The organism is Nonomuraea sp. NPDC049152, from assembly GCF_040648355.1.
Taxonomy (GTDB): Bacteria; Actinomycetota; Actinomycetes; order Streptosporangiales; family Streptosporangiaceae; genus Nonomuraea.
Map to the genome: position 1 here is coordinate 254,630 of NZ_JBEZDO010000009.1, position 19,266 is coordinate 273,895.

At 70.0% G+C, this 19,266-nt stretch carries 17 protein-coding genes; 13 read left to right on the forward strand and 4 right to left on the reverse strand.

Annotated features, from left to right (window positions below; translation table 11 throughout):
- The first annotated feature begins 3 nt into the window (after positions 1 to 3).
- The 10 genes from AB0B45_RS19190 (at position 4) to AB0B45_RS19235 (ending at position 10,897) form a co-directional block, all read left to right on the forward strand.
- Positions 4 to 756: a YebC/PmpR family DNA-binding transcriptional regulator gene (locus AB0B45_RS19190; protein WP_358132125.1), complete on the forward strand. Its 753-nt coding sequence runs from the start codon at positions 4 to 6 to the stop codon at positions 754 to 756.
- Between the two features lie 43 nt (positions 757 to 799).
- A complete protein-coding gene (locus AB0B45_RS19195) occupies positions 800 to 1,948 on the forward strand; it encodes a GNAT family N-acetyltransferase (RefSeq protein WP_358132127.1) in 1,149 nt (382 codons plus the stop codon).
- Between the two features lie 115 nt (positions 1,949 to 2,063).
- Complete coding sequence (gene ruvC / locus AB0B45_RS19200) at positions 2,064 to 2,591, forward strand: crossover junction endodeoxyribonuclease RuvC (protein ID WP_358132129.1); 528 nt, start codon at positions 2,064 to 2,066, stop codon at positions 2,589 to 2,591.
- Entirely contained in the window at positions 2,588 to 3,208 is a 621-nt protein-coding gene (gene ruvA, locus AB0B45_RS19205) for a Holliday junction branch migration protein RuvA (protein WP_358132131.1), read from the forward strand. The genes ruvC and ruvA overlap by 4 nt, the downstream gene beginning before the upstream one ends.
- 49 nt (positions 3,209 to 3,257) lie before the next feature.
- Positions 3,258 to 4,274 carry a Holliday junction branch migration DNA helicase RuvB gene (gene ruvB, locus AB0B45_RS19210; protein WP_358132133.1) on the forward strand — a complete coding sequence of 339 codons (1,017 nt, stop codon included), beginning with the start codon at positions 3,258 to 3,260 and terminating at the stop codon, positions 4,272 to 4,274.
- A 293-nt stretch (positions 4,275 to 4,567) separates the two neighbouring features.
- Entirely contained in the window at positions 4,568 to 4,969 is a 402-nt protein-coding gene (gene yajC / locus AB0B45_RS19215) for a preprotein translocase subunit YajC (protein ID WP_358132135.1), read from the forward strand.
- A gap of 42 nt (positions 4,970 to 5,011) precedes the next feature.
- Entirely contained in the window at positions 5,012 to 6,835 is a 1,824-nt protein-coding gene (secD, locus tag AB0B45_RS19220; protein WP_358132137.1) for a protein translocase subunit SecD, read from the forward strand.
- Position 6,836: 1 nt separating this feature from the next.
- Positions 6,837 to 7,844, forward strand: a complete 1,008-nt coding sequence (secF, locus tag AB0B45_RS19225; protein WP_358132139.1) for a protein translocase subunit SecF — start codon at positions 6,837 to 6,839, stop codon at positions 7,842 to 7,844.
- A gap of 110 nt (positions 7,845 to 7,954) precedes the next feature.
- Positions 7,955 to 8,524, forward strand: coding sequence for an adenine phosphoribosyltransferase (locus AB0B45_RS19230; protein WP_358132141.1), 570 nt, complete (start codon positions 7,955 to 7,957; stop codon positions 8,522 to 8,524).
- 177 nt (positions 8,525 to 8,701) lie between these two features.
- Positions 8,702 to 10,897, forward strand: coding sequence for a bifunctional (p)ppGpp synthetase/guanosine-3',5'-bis(diphosphate) 3'-pyrophosphohydrolase (locus tag AB0B45_RS19235; RefSeq protein ID WP_358132143.1), 2,196 nt, complete (start codon positions 8,702 to 8,704; stop codon positions 10,895 to 10,897).
- Here the strand turns inward: AB0B45_RS19235 and AB0B45_RS19240 are convergent.
- The 4 genes from AB0B45_RS19240 to AB0B45_RS19255 form a co-directional block, all read right to left on the reverse strand.
- Entirely contained in the window at positions 10,875 to 11,921 is a 1,047-nt protein-coding gene (locus AB0B45_RS19240) for a PqqD family protein (protein WP_358132145.1), read from the reverse strand. The genes AB0B45_RS19235 and AB0B45_RS19240 overlap by 23 nt on opposite strands.
- Positions 11,918 to 12,973, reverse strand: coding sequence for a TOMM precursor leader peptide-binding protein (locus AB0B45_RS19245; RefSeq protein WP_358132147.1), 1,056 nt, complete (start codon positions 12,971 to 12,973; stop codon positions 11,918 to 11,920). The genes AB0B45_RS19240 and AB0B45_RS19245 overlap by 4 nt, the downstream gene beginning before the upstream one ends.
- Positions 12,974 to 13,297: 324 nt before the next feature.
- Positions 13,298 to 14,548: a DUF349 domain-containing protein gene (locus AB0B45_RS19250; protein WP_358132149.1), complete on the reverse strand. Its 1,251-nt coding sequence runs from the start codon at positions 14,546 to 14,548 to the stop codon at positions 13,298 to 13,300.
- Positions 14,549 to 14,586: 38 nt separating this feature from the next.
- Positions 14,587 to 15,444 (reverse strand): peptidylprolyl isomerase, encoded by an 858-nt coding sequence (locus AB0B45_RS19255; protein WP_358132151.1) that lies wholly within the window; start codon positions 15,442 to 15,444, stop codon positions 14,587 to 14,589.
- Between the two features lie 139 nt (positions 15,445 to 15,583).
- Between AB0B45_RS19255 and AB0B45_RS19260 the strand changes: the two genes are divergently transcribed.
- The 3 genes from AB0B45_RS19260 to aspS are packed head-to-tail and all read left to right on the forward strand — an operon-like array spanning position 15,584 to position 19,256.
- Positions 15,584 to 16,264, forward strand: a complete 681-nt coding sequence (locus AB0B45_RS19260; protein ID WP_358132153.1) for an MBL fold metallo-hydrolase — start codon at positions 15,584 to 15,586, stop codon at positions 16,262 to 16,264.
- Positions 16,264 to 17,523 carry a histidine--tRNA ligase gene (gene hisS / locus AB0B45_RS19265; RefSeq protein WP_358132155.1) on the forward strand — a complete coding sequence of 420 codons (1,260 nt, stop codon included), beginning with the start codon at positions 16,264 to 16,266 and terminating at the stop codon, positions 17,521 to 17,523. Before AB0B45_RS19260 ends, hisS begins: the two co-directional genes overlap by 1 nt.
- Positions 17,520 to 19,256: an aspartate--tRNA ligase gene (gene aspS, locus AB0B45_RS19270; RefSeq protein WP_358132157.1), complete on the forward strand. Its 1,737-nt coding sequence runs from the start codon at positions 17,520 to 17,522 to the stop codon at positions 19,254 to 19,256. The genes hisS and aspS overlap by 4 nt, the downstream gene beginning before the upstream one ends.
- Positions 19,257 to 19,266: the final 10 nt, after the last annotated feature.

The window sequence follows — 19,266 nt, forward strand, 5'->3', positions numbered from 1 at the left end:
GTAATGTCCGGCCACTCCAAATGGGCGACGACGAAGCACAAGAAGGCCGCACTCGACGCCAAGCGCGGCAAGCTGTTCGCGAAGCTCATCAAGAACATCGAGGTGGCGGCCAGGACCGGTGGCCCTGACCCGGATGCCAACCCCACCCTCTTCGACGCCATCTTCAAGGCGAAGAAGAACTCGGTGCCCAACGACAACATCGAGCGGGCCCGCAAGCGCGGCGGCGGCCTCGAGGCCGGCGGCGCCGACTGGCAGACCATCATGTACGAGGGCTACGCGCCCGGCGGCGTCGCGGTGCTCATCGAGTGCCTCACCGACAACCGCAACCGCGCCGCCTCCGAGGTGCGCGTCGCGCTGACCCGCAACGGCGGCTCGCTGGCCGACCCGGGCTCGGTGTCGTACATGTTCAACCGCAAGGGCGTCGTGATCGTGCCCAAGAACGAGCTGTCCGAGGACGACGTGCTGGTCGCGGTGCTCGAGGCGGGCGCCGAGGAGGTCAACGACCTCGGCGAGTCGTTCGAGGTCGTCTCCGAGGCCGGTGACCTGGTGCCGGTGCGCAAGGCGCTGCAGGAGGCGGGCATCGACTACGACTCGGCCGAGTCGAGCTTCCTTCCCACGATGAACGTCCCCCTCGACGAGGACGGCGCGCGCAAGGTCTTCCGCCTGATCGACGCGCTGGAGGACAGCGACGACGTGCAGAACGTCTGGGCCAACTTCGACGTCAGCGACGACGTCATGGAGAAGCTCGACGCCTAAACGGTTCGCCAGGCGTGTCCCGCGATGCGTAGGTTGACGTGCTGTGGACATCCGTGACATGACGCCTGACGACCTCGACGCCGTCCTCGACACCCGCAAACGCTCTTTCGGCCCGCTGCCCGGCGACCTCGCCGACGCCTGGCGCGCGACGGCGCGGGCCACCCTGGAGCAGGGACGCTTCCTCGGTGCTTTCGACGGCTCCAGGCTGGCCGGCGCCGCTCGGCTGCCGCGCTTCACCCAGTGGTGGCACGGCAGGCCGCAACCGATGGCGGGGGTCGCGGGCGTGGTCGTCAACCCCGAGGACCGCGGGCGCGGCGTGGGCAGGCGGCTCATGCGCGCCGTCCTCGCCAGGGCCGCCGAGATGGGGGACGCCGTCTCCGCGCTCTACCCCGCCACCACGCCGATCTACCGCTCGCTCGGCTGGGAGCACGCAGGCGCGAAGAACAACGTCACGCTGTCCCCCGAGGCGCTGCGCGCCATCCGCCTCACCGAGCCGGTCAAGCTGCGCAGGATGGGGCCCGATGACGCCGCCGAGGTGATCGCGATCGTCGGCAGCGTTCATGCCGCCAACCGCGCCAGCGGCCCCATCTGCTGGGACGAGGCCTCGTGGCGCCGCTTCCTCGACGACGAGGACGACTTCCTGTACCTGGCCGACGACGGCTACGTCACCTACAGCTGGGACAAGGGCGACATCTCCGTCGACAACCTGGTCGCGGGTTCGGAGGCGACCGCCCGCGCGCTCTGGTCGCTGGTCGGCACCTCCTCCTCGATCGCCACGAAGGTCACGGCGGCGGTCGCGCCCGACGACCCGGTCCTGTGGCTGCTGCGCGAGCGGTCGAAGGAAGAGGTCGAGCGGACGCGGTGGATGTTCCGCGTCGTGGACGTGGCCGACGCGATCGCCAGGCGCGGCTTCCCCCCGATGATCTCCGCGAACGCCGTGGTCACGGTCGAGGACCCCGAGCGTCCCTCCAACACCGGCACCTGGCGACTGGAGATCTCGGGCGGCTCGGGTACGGCGAGCGCCGCCGAGGGGGAGGGGCCGCGCCTCACCGTCAACGGCCTGTCGGCGCTGTACGCGGGGATCCCGACCTCGACACTACGGCTCGGCGGCCTGCTGTCCGGCTCCGCGGAGTTCGACGAGGCGCTGGACGCGGCGTTCGCCGGCACCCCTTACATGCTCGACTACTTCTGATCCCCTGCCTCCCCGTCATGCTCGCCTCCTGACGGGTGTTTCGCCGTGCGCCGCCCGCCCAACCAGGGTAGAGTTCGCTGCCGAACAGATGTTCGGCAGCGAACGGAGGGCTGGCGTGCGGGTGATGGGCGTCGACCCAGGGCTGACCAGATGCGGCCTCGGGGCCGTCGAAGGCCGCCCGGGCGCGCAGCTCAAGCTCGTCGCGGTCGGCGTGGTCCGCACCTCGGCCGACGACGACCTCGGCGCCAGGCTCGTCGGCATCGAGCGCGGTATCGAACAGTGGCTCGACGACGTGCGCCCCGACGCGGTCGCCGTGGAGCGCGTCTTCGCCCAGCACAACGTCCGCACCGTGATGGGCACCGCGCAGGCGGCGGGCATCGCCGTGCTCTGCGCCGCCAGACGCGGCCTGCCCGTGGCGCTCCACACGCCGTCGGAGGTCAAGGCCGCCATCACCGGCAGCGGCACCGCCGACAAGAAGCAGATCGGCGCCATGGTCACCAGGCTGCTGCGGCTGGCCGAGATGCCCAAGCCCGCCGACGCCGCCGACGCGCTCGCCCTGGCCATCTGCCACGTGTGGCGGGGCGGCACCCAGAACAGACTGGCCGAGGCGCTGGCCAAGGCATCGAGAGGACGTGCGCTGTGATCGCGTCGGTTTCCGGGGTCGTGGCGGCCCTCGCGCCCGACTCGGCCGTGCTCGAGGTCGGCGGGGTGGGCATGCTGGTGCACTGCACGCCGGGCACGCTCGCCACCCTGCGCGTCGGCGAGCACGGCAGGCTGGCCACCTCACTCGTCGTCAGGGAGGAGTCGCTCACCCTGTACGGCTTCGCCACCGACGACGAGCGCACCGTCTTCGAGCTGGTCCAGACGGCCAGCGGCGTCGGCCCGAAGCTGGCGCTGGCCATGCTGGCCGTCCACACCCCCAACTCGCTGCGCGTCGCGGTCGCATCGGCCGACCTCAAGGCGCTGACCAGGATCCCCGGCATCGGCCAGAAGGGCGCCCAGCGCATCGTGCTGGAGCTGAAGGACAAGCTCGGCACGCCGGAGGAGGCGGTCAACGCCGCGCTCAACGGCCACGCCGCCGTCCCGCTGTGGCGCGAGCAGGTCCACTCGGGCCTCGTCGGGCTCGGGTACTCCACCAGGGACGCCGACGAGGCGATCGCCCTGGTGGAGCCGCAGGCCGACGCCGAGGTAGCGGCGGGCAGGCAGCCGCAGGTGGCGGTGCTGCTCAAGGCGGCGCTGAGAGTGCTGAGCGTCCGATGAGGCAGCAGGGAGCCTGGCACGGCCGCACGAACGGCGATAGGGAGGAGCGGTGAGCATCGAGCGCGACCTGGTGTCGCCTGACGCGGAGGGCGACGAGCTGCAGATCGAGGCGGCGCTGCGGCCGAAACGGCTGGCCGACTTCATCGGCCAGGCGCGGGTCCGTGAGCAGCTCTCGCTGGTGCTGGAGAGCGCGCTCAAACGCAACAGGCCGCCCGACCACGTGCTGATGAGCGGCTCGCCGGGGCTGGGCAAGACCACCCTCGCCATGATCGTCGCAGCCGAGCTCGGCGCCCCGCTGCGCATCACCTCGGGCCCCGCGCTGGAGCGGGCGGGCGACCTGGCGGCGATCCTGTCGACGCTGACCGAGGGCGAGGTGCTGTTCATCGACGAGATCCACCGGATGGCCCGCCCCGCCGAGGAGATGCTCTACCTCGCAATGGAGGACTTCAGGGTCGACATCATCGTCGGCAAGGGTCCTGGCGCGACCGCGATCCCGCTGGAGATCGCGCCCTTCACGCTCGTGGGGGCGACGACCAGGGCGGGCCTGCTGCCCGCCCCGCTGCGCGACAGGTTCGGCTTCACCGCCCACATGGACTTCTACGAGGTGGCCGAGCTCGAGCAGGTGCTGCGCCGTTCCTCCAGGCTGCTCGGGGTGTCGCTGCCCGACGAGGGGGGCCACGAGATCGCCAGGCGCTCGCGCGGCACGCCCCGCATCGCCAACCGGCTGCTGCGCAGGGTGCGCGACTTCTCCGACGTCCGCTCCGAGGGCATCATCACCCGCGACATCGCCTCGGCCGCGCTCAACCTCTACGAGGTCGACGCCGAGGGCCTCGACCGGCTCGACCGGGCGGTGCTCGGCGTGCTGCTGAGGAAGTTCGGCGGCGGACCCGTCGGGCTGTCGACGCTGGCCGTGGCCGTGGGGGAGGAGCCGGAGACGGTCGAGGTGGTGGCCGAGCCGTTCCTGGTGCGCCAGGGGCTGCTGGCCCGCACGCCGCGCGGGCGGGTCGCCACCAGCGCCGCCTGGCTTCACCTGGGGCTCACCCCGCCGCCGGAGGCGCCCTTCTGACCCTGGCGCGCCGGACACCCCTGCGGTCCTGTCAAGATGGACACCTGCCGGCCCGCTGGCCCGAGGGATGGAGCACGCGGTCACAGAACGGTTTCAAGCATTGCGAATTGGGAACTTCCCCGCGCGCCGAATCGCTGCCTCGTTGCCGGGTTTCGCAACAACCGCCTACACTCCGTGGCTTGGCTGGCTGTGTAAGCTGATGGGCTGAGCGGCGCGGCCCTCGACGCAACGCATGGAATTTCCGGCTCGGAGCCGGTGTCATCATCTTTGATAGACGATGGAAGGTCGCCCTCGTGGATTCAGCAACGCTCATGAACATCCTGCCACTTGTCCTGCTGGTAGTGGTGTTCTACTTCCTGCTCATCAGGCCGCAGCGCAAGCGGCAGCAGGAAGCGGCTCAGATGCAGAACTCCCTGGCGCCCGGCGCCAGGGTCATGACCACCACCGGTCTGTTCGCCACCGTGGTCGCGGTTGACAACGAGGATGTCATCCTGGAGGTCGCGCCCGGCGTCGAGACCCGCTGGGTGAAGGCGGCCATCGGCCGCGTCCTCACCCCGACCGCCGACGACAAGATCGCCGCCACGGCGGTCTCCGAGACGGCGGCGCCTGAGACGGTTGAGACGAAGGACTCCGACGGAGTCGACGAGCCGGTCGACCGCAACAACGATGAGGACACGAACAGCAAGAAGTCCTGACTAGGCTTGCGGCAGACCTCTAACTGAAAGAACAGACGACCAGTGGCCCGACCGACCAGCGGCCAGAGCAAGCCGGGGCGCACGCTCCTGTTGCTCCTGGCGCTCATCCTCGCCATGAGCGGGGCGATGTTCCTGCACCCGGCGTTCACGCCGAGGCTCGGACTCGACCTCGCGGGCGGCACGACGGCGACGCTGTCGCCGATCACACCGAACGGCTCTCCCCCTTCCGAAGAGAGCCTCAACCTCGCCGTCAACATCATCCGTGACCGGGTGAACGGCACGGGAATCTCCGACGCCGAGGTCGCCAAGTCCGGCGACAACATCGTCATCTCGGTTCCCGGCGCGGGCAAGGACGAGGTCATCAAGCTGGTCGGCACCACGGCGGAGCTGCGGTTCCGTCAGGTTCTGGCCGCCGAGGCGGCCCAGCCGCAGCCGAGCACCATGCCCACCCAGGCGCCGACGCCCTCGGGCAGCGGCCAGCCTTCCACGCAGCCGAGCGGGCAGCCTTCCACGCAGCCGAGCGCCCAGCCGTCGGCTCAGGCCCCTTCGCCCAGCGCCTCGCCGACAGGCAAGGCCCTGTCGTCCGCGCTGACCTCGCCCAACCCGTCGCCTTCGGCCACGGCAGGCGCCGAGCAGAAGGGCCAGCAGGGCAAGGGCCAGGCCGACAAGGGCCAGCAGGACAAGGGTCAGCAGGGCAAGGGCAAGAACGCCAAGGCGACGCCGTCCGCGACGCCCAGCGCGCAGCCCAGCGCCCAGCCGAGCGGGCAGCCGACGCAGGACCCCGCGCTCGCCGGCATCGACCCCGCGGTCGTCAAGCAGTTCAACCAGCTCGACTGCGCCAAGAACAAGGGTCAGGGCGTCCAGGACGACCCGAGCAAGCCGTACGTCGCCTGTGACGAGGACGGCAGCGCCAAGTACATCCTGGACAAGGCCCGGGTCGTCGGCAGCGACATCGACACCGCCAGCGCCGGCGTGCAGCAGACCACCGGCCAGTGGGTCGTCCAGCTGAACTTCAAGGCCAAGGGCGCCACGGCCTGGTCGGCCCTGACGAGCGAGGCCTACAAGGCCCAGGCGCCGCGCAACATGGTCGCCGTGGTCCTCGACGGTGTCGTCATCACCGCGCCGAACATCACCGAGCCGATCCCCGGCGGGCGTGCCGAGATCACCGGTGGCTTCACCCAGCAGACCGCGACCCAGCTGGCCGACCAGCTGAAGTACGGCGCGCTGCCGCTGAAGTTCGTGCGCAGCTCGATCGAATCGATCTCCTCGACCCTCGGCCAGGACCAGCTGATGGGCGGCCTCATCGCCGGCGCCATCGGCCTCGGCCTGGTGGTCCTCTACTCGCTGCTCTACTACAGGGGCCTCGGCCTGGTCGCGGTCCTGAGCCTCGTGGTCGCCTCGATCATCACCTACGAGGCGGTCGTGCTGCTCGGCACCTACGCGGGCTTCGGCCTGTCGCTGCCGCACATCATCGGCCTGGTGGTCTCGATCGGCATCACGGCCGACTCCTTCATCGTCTACTTCGAACGAATAAGAGACGAGATGAAGGAGGGCAGGCGCACGCTGCGCGCCGCCGTCGAGGTGGCGTGGGTGCGCGCGCGGCGGACGATCCTGATCGCCGACGCGGTCATGTTCATCGCCGCCATCGTGCTCTACTTCCTGGCCGTGGGCGGTGTGGCCGGCTTCGCCTTCGCGATGGGCCTCACCACGCTCATCGACGTGCTGGTGGTGTTCCTGTTCACCAAGCCGTTCATCGCGATGCTGGCGAGGCTGAAGTTCTTCGCCAAGGGTCACAAGCTCTCCGGTCTCGACGCCGAGCGCATGGGGCCGGAGACTGTTCGTACGACCACCCCGCAGGAGGCCTGACATGGGACTCGGGCGTCGCCTCTACCGAGGCGAGATCGACGTCGACTTCGTCGGCCGCCGGAAGCTGTGGTACGGCCTTTCGGCCTTCCTGATCGTCTTCTCCCTCGCGGGGCTGGTCTTCAGCGCCGTCACCCACGGCAGCCCGCTCAACCTGGGCGTGGAGTTCAAGGGCGGCTCGGTGTTCTCCTTCACCGCGCCGAAGGCCACCATCGAGCAGGTCCGCGAGACCATGACCGAGGCCGGGGTCCACCAGCCGATCGTCCAGCAGGCCGGCACCGCCGGCTGGCGCGTGACCACCGAGACCCTCGACGAGGCCAACCTCAGCAGGGTGCAGCAGGCGGTCTCCAAGGACCTCGGCGTCGAAACCAATCAGATCTCCGTCACCTCGATCGGCGCCTCGTGGGGCGGTGAGGTGGCGAACAGGGCCTGGATCGGCCTCGGCGTGTTCATGCTCGCGATCATCTTGTACCTGAGCATGGCCTTCGAGCCGAAGATGGCCCTGGCGGCGATCGTCGCGCTGATCCACGACCTGGTCATCACCGCGGGCATCTACGCGTGGTCGGGCTTCGAGGTCACCCCCGCGACCATGCTGGGCTTCCTCACCATCCTCGGCTACTCGCTGTACGACGCGGTCGTCGTGTTCGACATGATCAAGGAGGTCACCGCCAAGCTCGGCACGACCTCCAAGAAGACCTACACGATGGCCGCCAACGACGCGCTCAACCACACGCTGATCAGGTCGCTGAACACCTCGCTCGTCGCCATCCTCCCGGTCGCGGCGATCCTGTTCATCGGCACCACGGTGCTCGGCGCGGGCACGCTGAAGGACCTCTCGCTCGCCCTGTTCGTCGGCATGCTCGTCGGCACGTACTCCTCGCTGTGCGTGGCCACGCCGCTGCTGGTGACGCTGAAGGAGCGCGAGCCGAAGTACCAGGCGATCGCCAAGCGTCTGGCCTCCACCGGCGGGGGCAAGGGCGGCGCCAAGCGGCCCGCCACCGCCAAGAACTGACCGCTGCTCCGCCTCCGACGCCCTCGCTCCCTCACCGGGGACGGGGGCGTCGCTCTGCCGCCGGCCGGAAGGGCCCGGTGTCGTCGGCGGGGCCGGTGTGTGGGAAGGTGATGCGTCCGGCAGGCGGACGCACCAGACGAACAGGGAGACGACCCGACGTGAGCGAGCTGAGCCAGCTGATCCTCGACCGGATCAGGGACGTCAACGACTACCCGAAGCCGGGCGTCGTGTTCAAGGACATCACCCCGCTCCTCGCCGACCCGCAGGCCTTCGGCGCGGTCGTCGACGAGCTCGCCGGCCTCTTCCCTGGCGTGGACAAGATCGTCGGCATCGAGGCGCGCGGGTTCATCCTGGCCGCGCCGGCCGCCTGCCGCGCCGGCGCGGGGTTCGTGCCGGTCCGCAAGAAGGGCAAGCTGCCCTCGGCGACCCTGGAGGCCTCCTACGACCTGGAGTACGGCTCGGCCACCATCGAGGTGCACAGGGACGCCTTCGACCCCGGTGACCGCGTTCTCATCGTCGACGACGTGCTGGCCACGGGCGGTACGGCCGAGGCGACGGTGGAGCTGATCCGGCGGACGGGGGCCGAGGTCGTCGGCGTCGCCGTCCTCATGGAACTGGCCTTTCTGAAGGGCCGCGAGCGGCTGTCGGACGTCGAGCTGCGGGCGCTCGTGATCGTGTGATTGCCTACCGGCCGACGCGCGGGTGACGCACCTGGATACACTGAGGGGATCTGGACTCGAACGTGAGGAGTCTGTGTGCCCCGTGAGGTAGTCGTGCCCGACGTAACCGACGCCGGAAATTCCGATGGAGGGTCCGGCGTTCCAGCGGTGCGTCGACGACGGTTTGGGGGTGGGGCCATGAATCCGGTGCTGGAGCCGCTGTTCCGGACGGTCCGCGCCACCCATCCCAAGGCTGACCTGCGCCTCATCGAGCGTGCCTACGATGTGGCCGCCTACCATCACCGCGACCAGAAGCGGAAGAGCGGCGACCCGTACATCACCCACCCGCTGGCCGTGGCGACGATCCTGGCCGAGCTGGGCACCGACGACGAGACGCTGTGCGCGGCCCTGTTGCACGACACGGTCGAGGACACCGCCTACAGCCTCGACGAGCTGCGCGGCGACTTCGGCGACAAGATCGGGCTGCTGGTCGACGGCGTCACCAAGCTCGACAAGGTCAAGTTCGGTGACGCCGCGCAGGCCGAGACGGTGCGCAAGATGGTCGTGGCGATGTCGCGCGACATCAGGGTGCTGGTCATCAAGCTCGCCGACCGCCTCCACAACATGCGCACGATGCGCTACCTGCCGGAGCACAAGCGGCAGCAGAAGTCCCGCGAGACGCTGGAGATCTTCGCCCCGCTGGCCCACCGCCTGGGCATGAACACGATCAAGTGGGAGCTCGAGGACCTCGCGTTCGCGATGCTCTATCCCAAGCGCTACGACGAGATCGCCCGCATGGTCTCCGAGCGGGCCCCGCGCAGGGACCTGTTCCTGCAGGAGGTCATCGAGAAGGTCTCGGCCGACCTGCGCGACGCCAAGATCCGCGCGGTGGTCAAGGGCAGGCCGAAGCACTACTACTCGGTCTACCAGAAGATGATCGCCCGCGACGTGGCCTTCGACGACATCTACGACCTGGTGGGCATCAGGGTCCTGGTCGACTCGGTCCGCGACTGCTATGCGGCGCTCGGAACGATCCACGCGCGGTGGAACCCGGTGCCCGGCCGGTTCAAGGACTACATCGCGATGCCCAAGTTCAACATGTACCAGTCGCTGCACACCACGGTGATCGGTCCCGAGGGCAAGCCCGTCGAGCTGCAGATCCGCACGCACGCGATGCACCACAGGGCCGAGTACGGCGTGGCCGCCCACTGGAAGTACAAGGAGGAGGCGGGCGCTCCCGGCCCCTCGGGCAAGGTCAAGCCGGGCGGCGACATGGCCTGGCTGCGCCAGCTCCTCGACTGGCAGAAGGAGACCTCCGACCCTGGAGAGTTCCTGGAGTCGCTGCGCTTCGACCTGTCGGTGTCGGAGGTGTACGTCTTCACCCCGCGCGGCCAGGTGGTGGCGCTGCCGGAGGGCGCGACGCCCGTCGACTTCGCCTACGCCGTCCACACCGAGGTGGGCCACCGGTGCATCGGCGCCCGCGTCAACGGCCGCCTGGTGCCGCTGGAGTCGCGCCTGGGCAACGGCGACACCGTCGAGATCTTCACTTCCAAGTCACCCGACGCGGGCCCCTCGCGCGACTGGCTGAAGTTCGTCAAGTCGGGCCGCGCCCGCAACAAGATCAGGCAGTGGTTCTCCAAGGAGCGCCGCGAGACCGCGATCGAGGCGGGCAAGGAGGCCATCGGCAGGGCCATGCGCAAGCAGGGCCTGCCGCTGCAGCGGCTCATGTCGGGCGAGGCTCTGCTCGCCCTCGCCCGCGACCTGCGCTACCCGGACGTCTCCGCCCTCTACGCGGCCGTCGGCGAGGGGCACATCGCCGCGCAGGCGGTCGTGCAGAAGCTCGTGACCTCCATCGGCGGCGTCGACAGCGCCGAGGAGGACCTCGCCGAGGTCTCGCTGCCGACCAGGCTCAGCCGCCGTCCCAGGGGCGGCGGCGGCGCGGGCGTCGTCGTGGCGGGCGACTCCGACGTGTGGGTACGGCTCTCGCGCTGCTGCACCCCCGTGCCCGGCGATGACATCGTCGGCTTCGTCACCCGCGGCCACGGCGTGTCGGTGCACCGCTCCGACTGCTCCAACGTCGAGCAGCTCAAGGAGCAGCCCGACCGTCTCGTCGAGGTGAAGTGGGCGCCCAACGAGGACTCGGTGTTCCTGGTGGCGATCCAGGTGGAGGCGCTCGACCGGCCCCGCCTGCTGTCGGACGTCACGCGCACGCTGTCCGACCAGCACGTCAACATCCTGTCGGCGTCGGTGACCACCTCGCGCGACAGGGTGGCGGTCAGCAAGTTCACCTTCGAGATGGGCGATCCCAAGCACCTGGGCCACGTGCTCAAGGCGGTGCGCAACATCCAGGGCGTCTACGACGTCTACCGGGTCAGCGGAGCCTCTGGCGGATGAAGACCCACACGTAGAGCCCCCAGCCGAAGGCGACGATCGCCAGCGTGAGCAGGGGCTGCACCGAGGTGCCGAGTTCGGCTACGGCCTGCCCGCACACCGCGACCGTGATCGGGACGGTGTAGCCGAGCAGGAAGGCCAGCCCCAGCACCCGGCCGCCGACCAGGAACCAGGCGTAGACGCGCACGCCGCGCCGGGCCTCCTCGCCCCGGCGGCGCAGGTAGGTCTGGGCGTCGGCCATGAGGTTCTTGTTGCCCGTGGCGTTGGCGAAGGCGTAGTAGACGTCGGTGCGCATGAAGAACATGAACTGCCAGACGATCTGCGAGGCGCAGATGACCATCACCAGGCGGGCCATGGCGTTCTCCGTGACGTACAGCGCGCAGGCGCCGGCGGCGAGCAGGAACAGGTCGGTGCGCATGCCCGCCAGGTGGGCGCGGTAGCGGGCGCGGCGGGGCAGCCGCCAGACGCCGGTGACGTTGGTCTGCACGACGAGGAACTGCAGGCGGGTGCCGAGCGAGAGCACCGCCCGCACGCCGAGCGAGCGGGCCGCCAGGATGTGGCTGAGCTCGTGGGCGAAGACGAGCACCCACGAGCCGGCCGCGAAGGCCAGCGTGAAGGTCAGGCTGTTCGCCCATACCAGGCCCGACATGCCGGACACGATCCGTGGTCTGGCGACGACGGCCGCGACCGCGCAGAGCGTCGTCAGCGCGACGACGGCGTTGGCCACGGGGGAGAAGAGCCAGCGCACGTGTCCAGGCCTGACCCGGTCCCACGGGCTCGGCGGGAGGTCGGCTTCCTTGAGCAGCCCTACGCCGGCCAGGCCGCCGACGAAGGCCGCCACGTCCACGTCGGCGCCGTGGCGCTCCAGCACCTCCCTCCTGACCTCCTCGACGGTCCTGGTGCCGTCCAGCAGCGCCAGCACCTTGGCGGCGATGCCAGGCACGTTGACGAACGTCGCGCCGTTGCCCACCACGTAGTCGTCGGGACCGTCCTCGACCACGCTGAGGAAGGTCAGGTCGGGTCTCACCCGCAGACCTCGCAGTCCTGGAGGCGCTCGAAGGCGTGCGCGGTGGTGGTCAGGTCGAGCAGGTCCAGGTGGACGGTCCTGCCCTCGATGGCGGGCGCGCCCGTACCGGTCAGGTGGCGGACGATCTCGGCGGCCAGCAGGCCCGAGACGGCCGCGCAGAGAGGGCCGAAGGCGGGGATCGTCCTGCCGGCGTTGTCGGCGGCAGGCAGTTCGGCCGAGCCGTACCGCTCGGCGAGCGTGCGCTCCCTGCACGCGAGGCAGCCGGTCCTTCCCGGCACCACGAGCGGGCCGACCAGGCCGACGTGCTGGTTGAACCCGCCGGTCACGAACGGCACGCCCGCCCGGACGCAGGCCCTGTTGACCCAGCGGAGGATGTGCGGCTGCGGGGTGTCGACGGTGTTGACCACGAAGTCCGCGCCCTCGACGGGGACGTCGTCCGGTCCCTCGACGCGCCGCTCGACCTCGACGATCTCCGCGTCGGGCCGGTGCGCACGCAGCCTGGCGGCGGCCGCGGCGACCTTGGGCCTGCCGAGGTCGGCGGTGGTGTAGAGGTGCTGGCGGTGCAGGTTGGACGGCTCGACCCGGTCGTCGTCGACGAGCGTCAGCCGCCGCACGCCCGCGGTGACGAGCTGGACGGCGACCGCGCCGCCGATGGCACCCGCGCCGAGCACGGTGATCCGCCGGGCGGCCAGGTCACGCATGGCGGCGACCGCCCGGTCCGCGGGATGGAACATCGACAGGAACAGCGCCTGCCTGGAAAGCCGGTCGTCGGCGGTCAGCGCGGACAGATCGCTCTCGGTGACCAGGAGACGCGCGGCGAGCAACTGGCCGACGGCCGCGTCTATCTCGCCGGGAGTGACGCCGTCGAGCAGCCGGTAAAGCTCCTCCCGCGCACGAGGACGCCTGGCGCAGAGCCTGAACAACTCGCGCAGCGGCTTTTCCGCGGATGAGAGCACGCGGCCCGTCGGCGGAAAGTCGCCGAGCCTGACCTGCTCGCGGGAATCGTCAATGAACAAGGGGAACGCCGGATTCACCTGAATCCGTTCGCGCATGGGCGGGACTCCGTGAGAGGTGGTGTGAGGCCTCTCGCGAGGCCCCACACGAACGGGTTCAGCAGCTGTTGCTGTTACCGGTCGTCTCTACCTCTTCGACGGGCTTGATCTCGATCGTCATCTTGACCCCTTTCGCCGATATCGCTGAGAGTCCTGTGATCGTAAGAAGAAAAGAGAAAGAAAGGGGAGGCCCAATGACCCTGTGTGATCACATTTTTGCGCGATTTTCCGCGACAATCGGGAAAGATTGACTCTCGGAGTGTATTCGGCGGGAAAACGGCCTTCCGGGCTCCGGGCGACGACGTCGGCCCGGAGCCCGTGAGATCAGCTGAACTCGGCGAGCGTGCGCTCGGCCTCCTCCAGCCACGAACGGCGGGCCGCCAACGCCTCCTCGGCGTCCGTGACGTCCTTGGCGCGCCCGGCGGCCTGGGCCTTGCCGAGCTTCTTCTCCAGCTGCTCGATCGAGGTGCGCAGCTGGTCGACCGCGCTCTGCGCGCGCGCCCTCGCCTCGGGGTTGGAGCGCTTCCACTCCGCCTCCTCGGCCTTGCGGACCGCCTCGTCGACGCGGCGCAGGCCGCCCTCCAGACGGTCGCGCTGCTCGCGCGGCACGGGGCCGACGGCCTCCCAGCGCTCCAGCATCGTGCGCAGCGAGGCGCGTGCGGCGCGCGGGTCGGTCACGGGCAGGATCTTCTCCGCCTCGGCCAGCAGTACCTCCTTGGCCTCCGCGTTGGCCGCCAGCGAGGCGTCACGCTCGGCGAAGACCGCCGAACGGGCGTGGAAGAACTGGTCCTGCGCGGCCTTGAAACGGCCCCACAGCTCGTCCTCGGCCTCGCGGGAGGCCCTGCCCGCCGACTTCCACTGCTGCATGAGCTCGCGGTAGACGGCGGCCGTCTGACCCCAGTCGGTGGAGTCGGCCAGCGCCTCCGCCTCGACCACGATCCGCTCCTTGTAGGCGCGGATACCCTCGCGCTGCTCGTCGAGCCCCGCGAAGTAGACCTTGCGCCGCTTGGCGAAGGCCGTGCGGGCGGCCGACAGCCGCTTCCACAGGGTGGCCTCGGTGACGCGGTCGATGCGCTCGGCGGCCTTCCACTCCTCCACCAGCTGGCGCAGGCGCTCGCCACCGGACTTCCAGTGGGTGGTCTCCTCGGCGATCCGCTCGGCCTCGGCGACGATGCGCTCCTTGACCGCCTTGGCCTCGGCCCTGGCCACGTCACGCGCCGCCTTGACCTCTTCGCGGCGCTTGGCGACCAGCTCGGTCAGCGCGTCGAGGCGCTGGACGAGCGCGCCGAGGTCGCCGATGGCGTGCGCGTCGGCCACGGCCTCGCGCAGCTTGACGATGGTTGCCTCGGCCTGCGCAGGAGCCAGGTCGGTGCCCTTGACCCGCTGCTCGAGCAGCTGGACCTGGCCCGCCAGCTCGTCGTACTTGCGGTGGAAGTAGGCCAGCGCTTCTTCGGGCTCACCGGCCTGCCAGGACCCGACGGCCCGCTCTCCCTCGGCCGTACGCACGTAGACGGTGCCGTCGTCGTCTACCCGGCCCCACGGGTCGGTGCTCACCGTGTCCTCCCGCACTCTCATCAGACCCTTCGGGGACTACTGCCCCTAGTTGTATTACGTCAGCTCTTGGCAGAGATTGTCACGTCTTTGATTTCGACAGTCTCCTTTGGTGCGCCGGTGCCGTCCTGGCCAGGAGCGATGACGCCCGCCTTGTTGACCTTGTCGAGAATGTCGAGACCCTTGGTGATGGTACCGACAGGCGTGTAATCGGGGCTCAGCCCGATGTCGCCGAAGACCAGGAAGAACTGGCTGCCCGTGGTGCCGGGCTCGCTGGTCTTGGCCATCGCCATGACGCCGCGCTTGTAGGTGGCGCCCTCCAGGTTCTCCTCGGCCAGCCGGTAGCCGGGGCCGCCCTGGCCGTCGCCCTGCGCCTTGCCGTCGGCCTTGGCCGTCGGGTCGCCGCACTGCAGCATCGGGAACTGCGCGCTGCCCAGGCGGTGGCACTTGCTGCCGTTGTAGTACTTCTTGGCGGCCAGGTGCTTGAGCGAGTTGACGGTGCAGGGGGCCTTGACGCCGTTGAGCTCGACGACGATGTCGCCCTGGCTCGTCTTGAGCGTCATGGTCGCGTCCTTGGCCTCGGCCTTGGCGGGCGGCAGCCCGACGTCCTTGACCGTGCCGCTGGTGTCGGCGAGGTAGCCGCACTCGCCCGTCGCGGGGTCGAATGGCTTGGGGCCCGCCACGGCCGACGTCGAGGCGGAGGGGGCGGCCGACGGCGTCGCCTCCGAGGCAGAGGTGTCGTCTCCGCCGCCGAGAAGGGTGACCGCAGCGATCACGCCGCCCACGACCACGAGGACGCCCACGGTCGATCCGATCACGGCGGTGCGCTTGGCCTTGGTTTCGCGTTCGACACGACGCTGCATCTGCCGCTCGTAGTGCTCACGTGCCAGCTGACGCTGGCGGTCCTTGCCCGTGGACACCGCTTTGCCTCCCTATCAAATCAACTGAGGTGGGCGAATCGTATCGGCCAACGGGTAATGGTTCGCAGCCCGGCGGCCAGCACCGGTACGCTTCGGTTACATTCTCATCCGCTTTCTTGACGAGACTCAGCCGAGGCAGATGCTCATCGCAGGCTTCCCCGCAGGGGCGTTCCAGTCCAACTGCTACCTCGTGGCGCCAGCCGCCGGCGAGGAGTGCGTGATCGTCGACCCCGGACAGGACGCCGTCGACGGCGTCGACGACCTGCTCCGCGAGCACCGGCTGAAGCCCGTCGCGGTCCTTCTCACCCACGGTCACCTCGACCACGTCTGGTCGGTCGCCCCCGTGTGCGGCGCGCGCGACATCCCGGCCTGGATCCACCCCGAGGACCGCCACCTGCTGAGCGATCCCGCCGCGGGCTGGTCGCCGACCTCCAGCCAGCTGTTCGGGGGCATCACGCTGAGCGAGCCCGACGACGTGCGCGAGCTGTCCGACGGCGCGGTCATGGAGCTCGCGGGGATGGAGTTCGTGGTCGACCACACCCCCGGCCATACCAGGGGGTCGGTGAGTTTCAGGCTGCCCCCAGAGGAGATCATGTTCTCGGGCGACCTGCTGTTCGCCGGCTCCATCGGCCGCTCTGACCTGCCGGGCGGCGACTATCCGACGATCCTGCGCAGCCTGGCCGCCAAGTGCCTGCCGCTGCCGGACGAGACGGTCGTCCTGCCGGGCCACGGACCGCAGACCACGATCGGCCGCGAGCGCGCTTCCAACCCTTATCTCAAGGAAGCTGCGCCGCACGCCGGTCCCACACGAGGGATCTGATGACTTTCCAAGCACCCAAGGGCACCTTCGACTGGCTGCCGCCCCGCTCCGAGCGGGTCCTCGCCGTGCGCGAGACTCTCGTCTCTCCCCTACGGCAGGCGGGCTACGGCTACATCGAGACGCCCGTCTTCGAGGACACCGAGCTGTTCAAGCGCGGCGTCGGCGAGTCCACCGACGTCGTGTCCAAGGAGATGTACACCTTCCCCGACAAGGCGGGCAGGTCGCTGACCCTGCGCCCCGAGGGCACCGCCTCCGTCGTGCGCGCCGTCCTGCAGCACAACCTGCACACGGGCCAGCTGCCGGTGAAGCTGTGGTACTCGGGCAGCCAGTTCCGCTACGAGCGCGCGCAGAAGGGCCGCTACCGCCACTTCTGGCAGGTGGGCGCCGAGGCGCTCGGAGCGGAGGACCCGGCCCTCGACGCCGAGCTGATCGTGCTGGCCTGGCGCGGCTTTCGCGACCTCGGCCTGCGCAACGTCACCCTGCTGGTCAACTCCCTCGGCGACAAGGTGTGCCGCCCGGTCTACCGGGCCGCGCTGCAGGACTTCCTGCGCGCCCTCGACCTCGACGAGGAGACCAGGGCCAGGATCGAGATCAACCCGTTGCGCGTGCTCGACGACAAGCGCCCCGAGGTGCAGGAGCAGCTCAAGGGCGCGCCGCTGGTGATCGACCACCTGTGCGAGGCGTGCAAGGCCTACCACGAGGAGGTCCGCGCCCTGCTGACCGCCTGCGAGGTGCCCTTCACCGACGACCCGCGCCTGGTGCGCGGCCTCGACTACTACACCCGCACGACCTTCGAGTTCGTCCACGACGGGCTCGGCTCGCAGTCGGCCGTCGGCGGTGGCGGGCGCTACGACGGGCTCAGCGAGATGATCGGCGGACCTTCGCTGCCCAGCGTCGGCTGGGCGCTCGGCGTCGACCGGACGCTTCTGGCGATGGAGGCCGAGGGGCTGCTCGACGACGACGCCGGCAGCCGCGTCCAGGTGTACGGTGTCCCGCTGGGTGACGAGGCGCGCCGCCGGATGTTCCTGCTCGTCGAGGAGCTCCGCACGGCGGGCGTCACGGCCGACATGGCCTTCGGCGGCAAGGGGCTGAAGGGCGCGATGAAGGGGGCCGACCGTTCGGGCGCCCGGTTCGCGCTGATCCTCGGCGATCGTGACCTGGCGGCGCAAGCCGTACAAGTGAAGGACCTGACCACCGCAGAGCAGACCGAGGTGCCGCTGGCCCAGGTCGCTGACGTCTTGAAGGGAAAGCTGCAGTGATTCGCACGCACAAGGCCGGGGAGCTCCGCAAGGAGCACGCCGGGCAGCAGGTGACGCTGGCGGGCTGGGTGGCCCGCCGCCGTGACCACGGCGGGGTGGTCTTCATCGACCTGCGCGACGCCTCCGGCTCCTCGCAGGTGGTCTTCCGCGAGGAGGACGACGCCCACGGCCTGCGCAGCGAGTACTGCGTGAAGGTGATCGGCGAGGTCAGGGTCAGGCCGGAGGGCAACGCCAACGCCGACCTGCCCACCGGCGAGATCGAGGTCGTCGCCACCAAGGTCGAGGTGCTGAGCGAGGCCGCGCCGCTGCCGTTCCCCATCGAGGGCAGCACGGGGGTGTCGGAGGAGGCGCGCCTGCGCTACCGCTACCTCGACATCCGCCGCCAGCAGGTCGCCCACGCGATGCGGATCCGCTCCAAGGCCACCTACCTGGCCAACGAGGTGATGAACGAGCACGGCTTCGTCTACGTCGAGACGCCGACGCTGACCCGCTCGACCCCCGAGGGCGCCCGCGACTTCCTGGTGCCGGTCCGGCTGCAGCCCGGCAACTGGTACGCGCTGCCGCAGTCGCCCCAGCTGTTCAAGCAGCTGCTGCAGGTGGGCGGCCTCGAGCGTTACTACCAGCTGGCCAAGTGCTACCGCGACGAGGACCTGCGCGCCGACCGGCAGCCCGAGTTCACCCAGATCGACGTCGAGATGTCCTTCGTGGACCAGGAGGACGTGATCGGGGTCGGCGAGGCGCTGATCGGGCGGATCTGGAAGGAGATCCTCGGCTACGAGATCCCCACGCCGCTGCCGCGCATGACCTACGCCGACGCGATGGCCCGCTACGGCTCCGACAAGCCCGACCTGCGCTTCGGCCAGGAGCTCGTCGACATGACGGAGTACTTCGCGAACACCACCTTCCGCGTCTTCCAGGCCCACTACGTCGGCGCCGTCGTCATGCCGGGCGGGGCCTCGCAGACCCGCAAGGAGCTCGACGGCTGGCAGGAGTGGGCCAAGTCCCGCGGCGCCCGCGGTCTGGCCTACGTGCTGGTTCAGGAGGACGGCACGCTCGGCGGCCCCGTCGCCAAGAACCTGTCGCCGGCCGAGGCCGCTGGGCTGGCGGACAAGGTGGGCGCCGAGCCGGGTGACGCGATCTTCTTCGCCGCCGGCCCCCGCAACAGCTCACGCGACCTGCTCGGCGCGGCCAGGCTCGAGATCGGCCGCCGCTGCGGCCTGATCGACGAGTCGCAGTGGTCGTTCCTGTGGGTGATCGACGCGCCCATGTTCGAGGAGGACGGCGAGGGCGGCTGGACCGCGGTCCACCACCCGTTCACCGGGCCGAAGCCCGAGTGGGCCGACACCTTCCAGGACCACCCGGGCGAGGCGCTGGCCTACGCCTACGACATGGTCTGCAACGGCATGGAGATCGGCGGCGGCTCGATCCGTATCCACCGCGCCGAGATGCAGCAGCGCGTCTTCGACGTGCTCGGCATCTCCAAGGAGGAGGCCGAGTCGAAGTTCGGCTTCCTGCTGGAGGCGTTCAAGTACGGCCCGCCCCCGCACGGCGGCATCGCCTACGGCTGGGACAGGATCTGCATGCTGCTGGCGGGCGGCGAGTCGATCCGCGACGTGATCGCCTTCCCGAAGACCGCCTCGGGCTTCGACCCGCTGACGGCGGCGCCCACGCCGATCACGCCCGAGCAGCGCAAGGAGGCGGGCGTCGACGCCAAGCCGAAGGACGACGCGTAACCTGACGGGC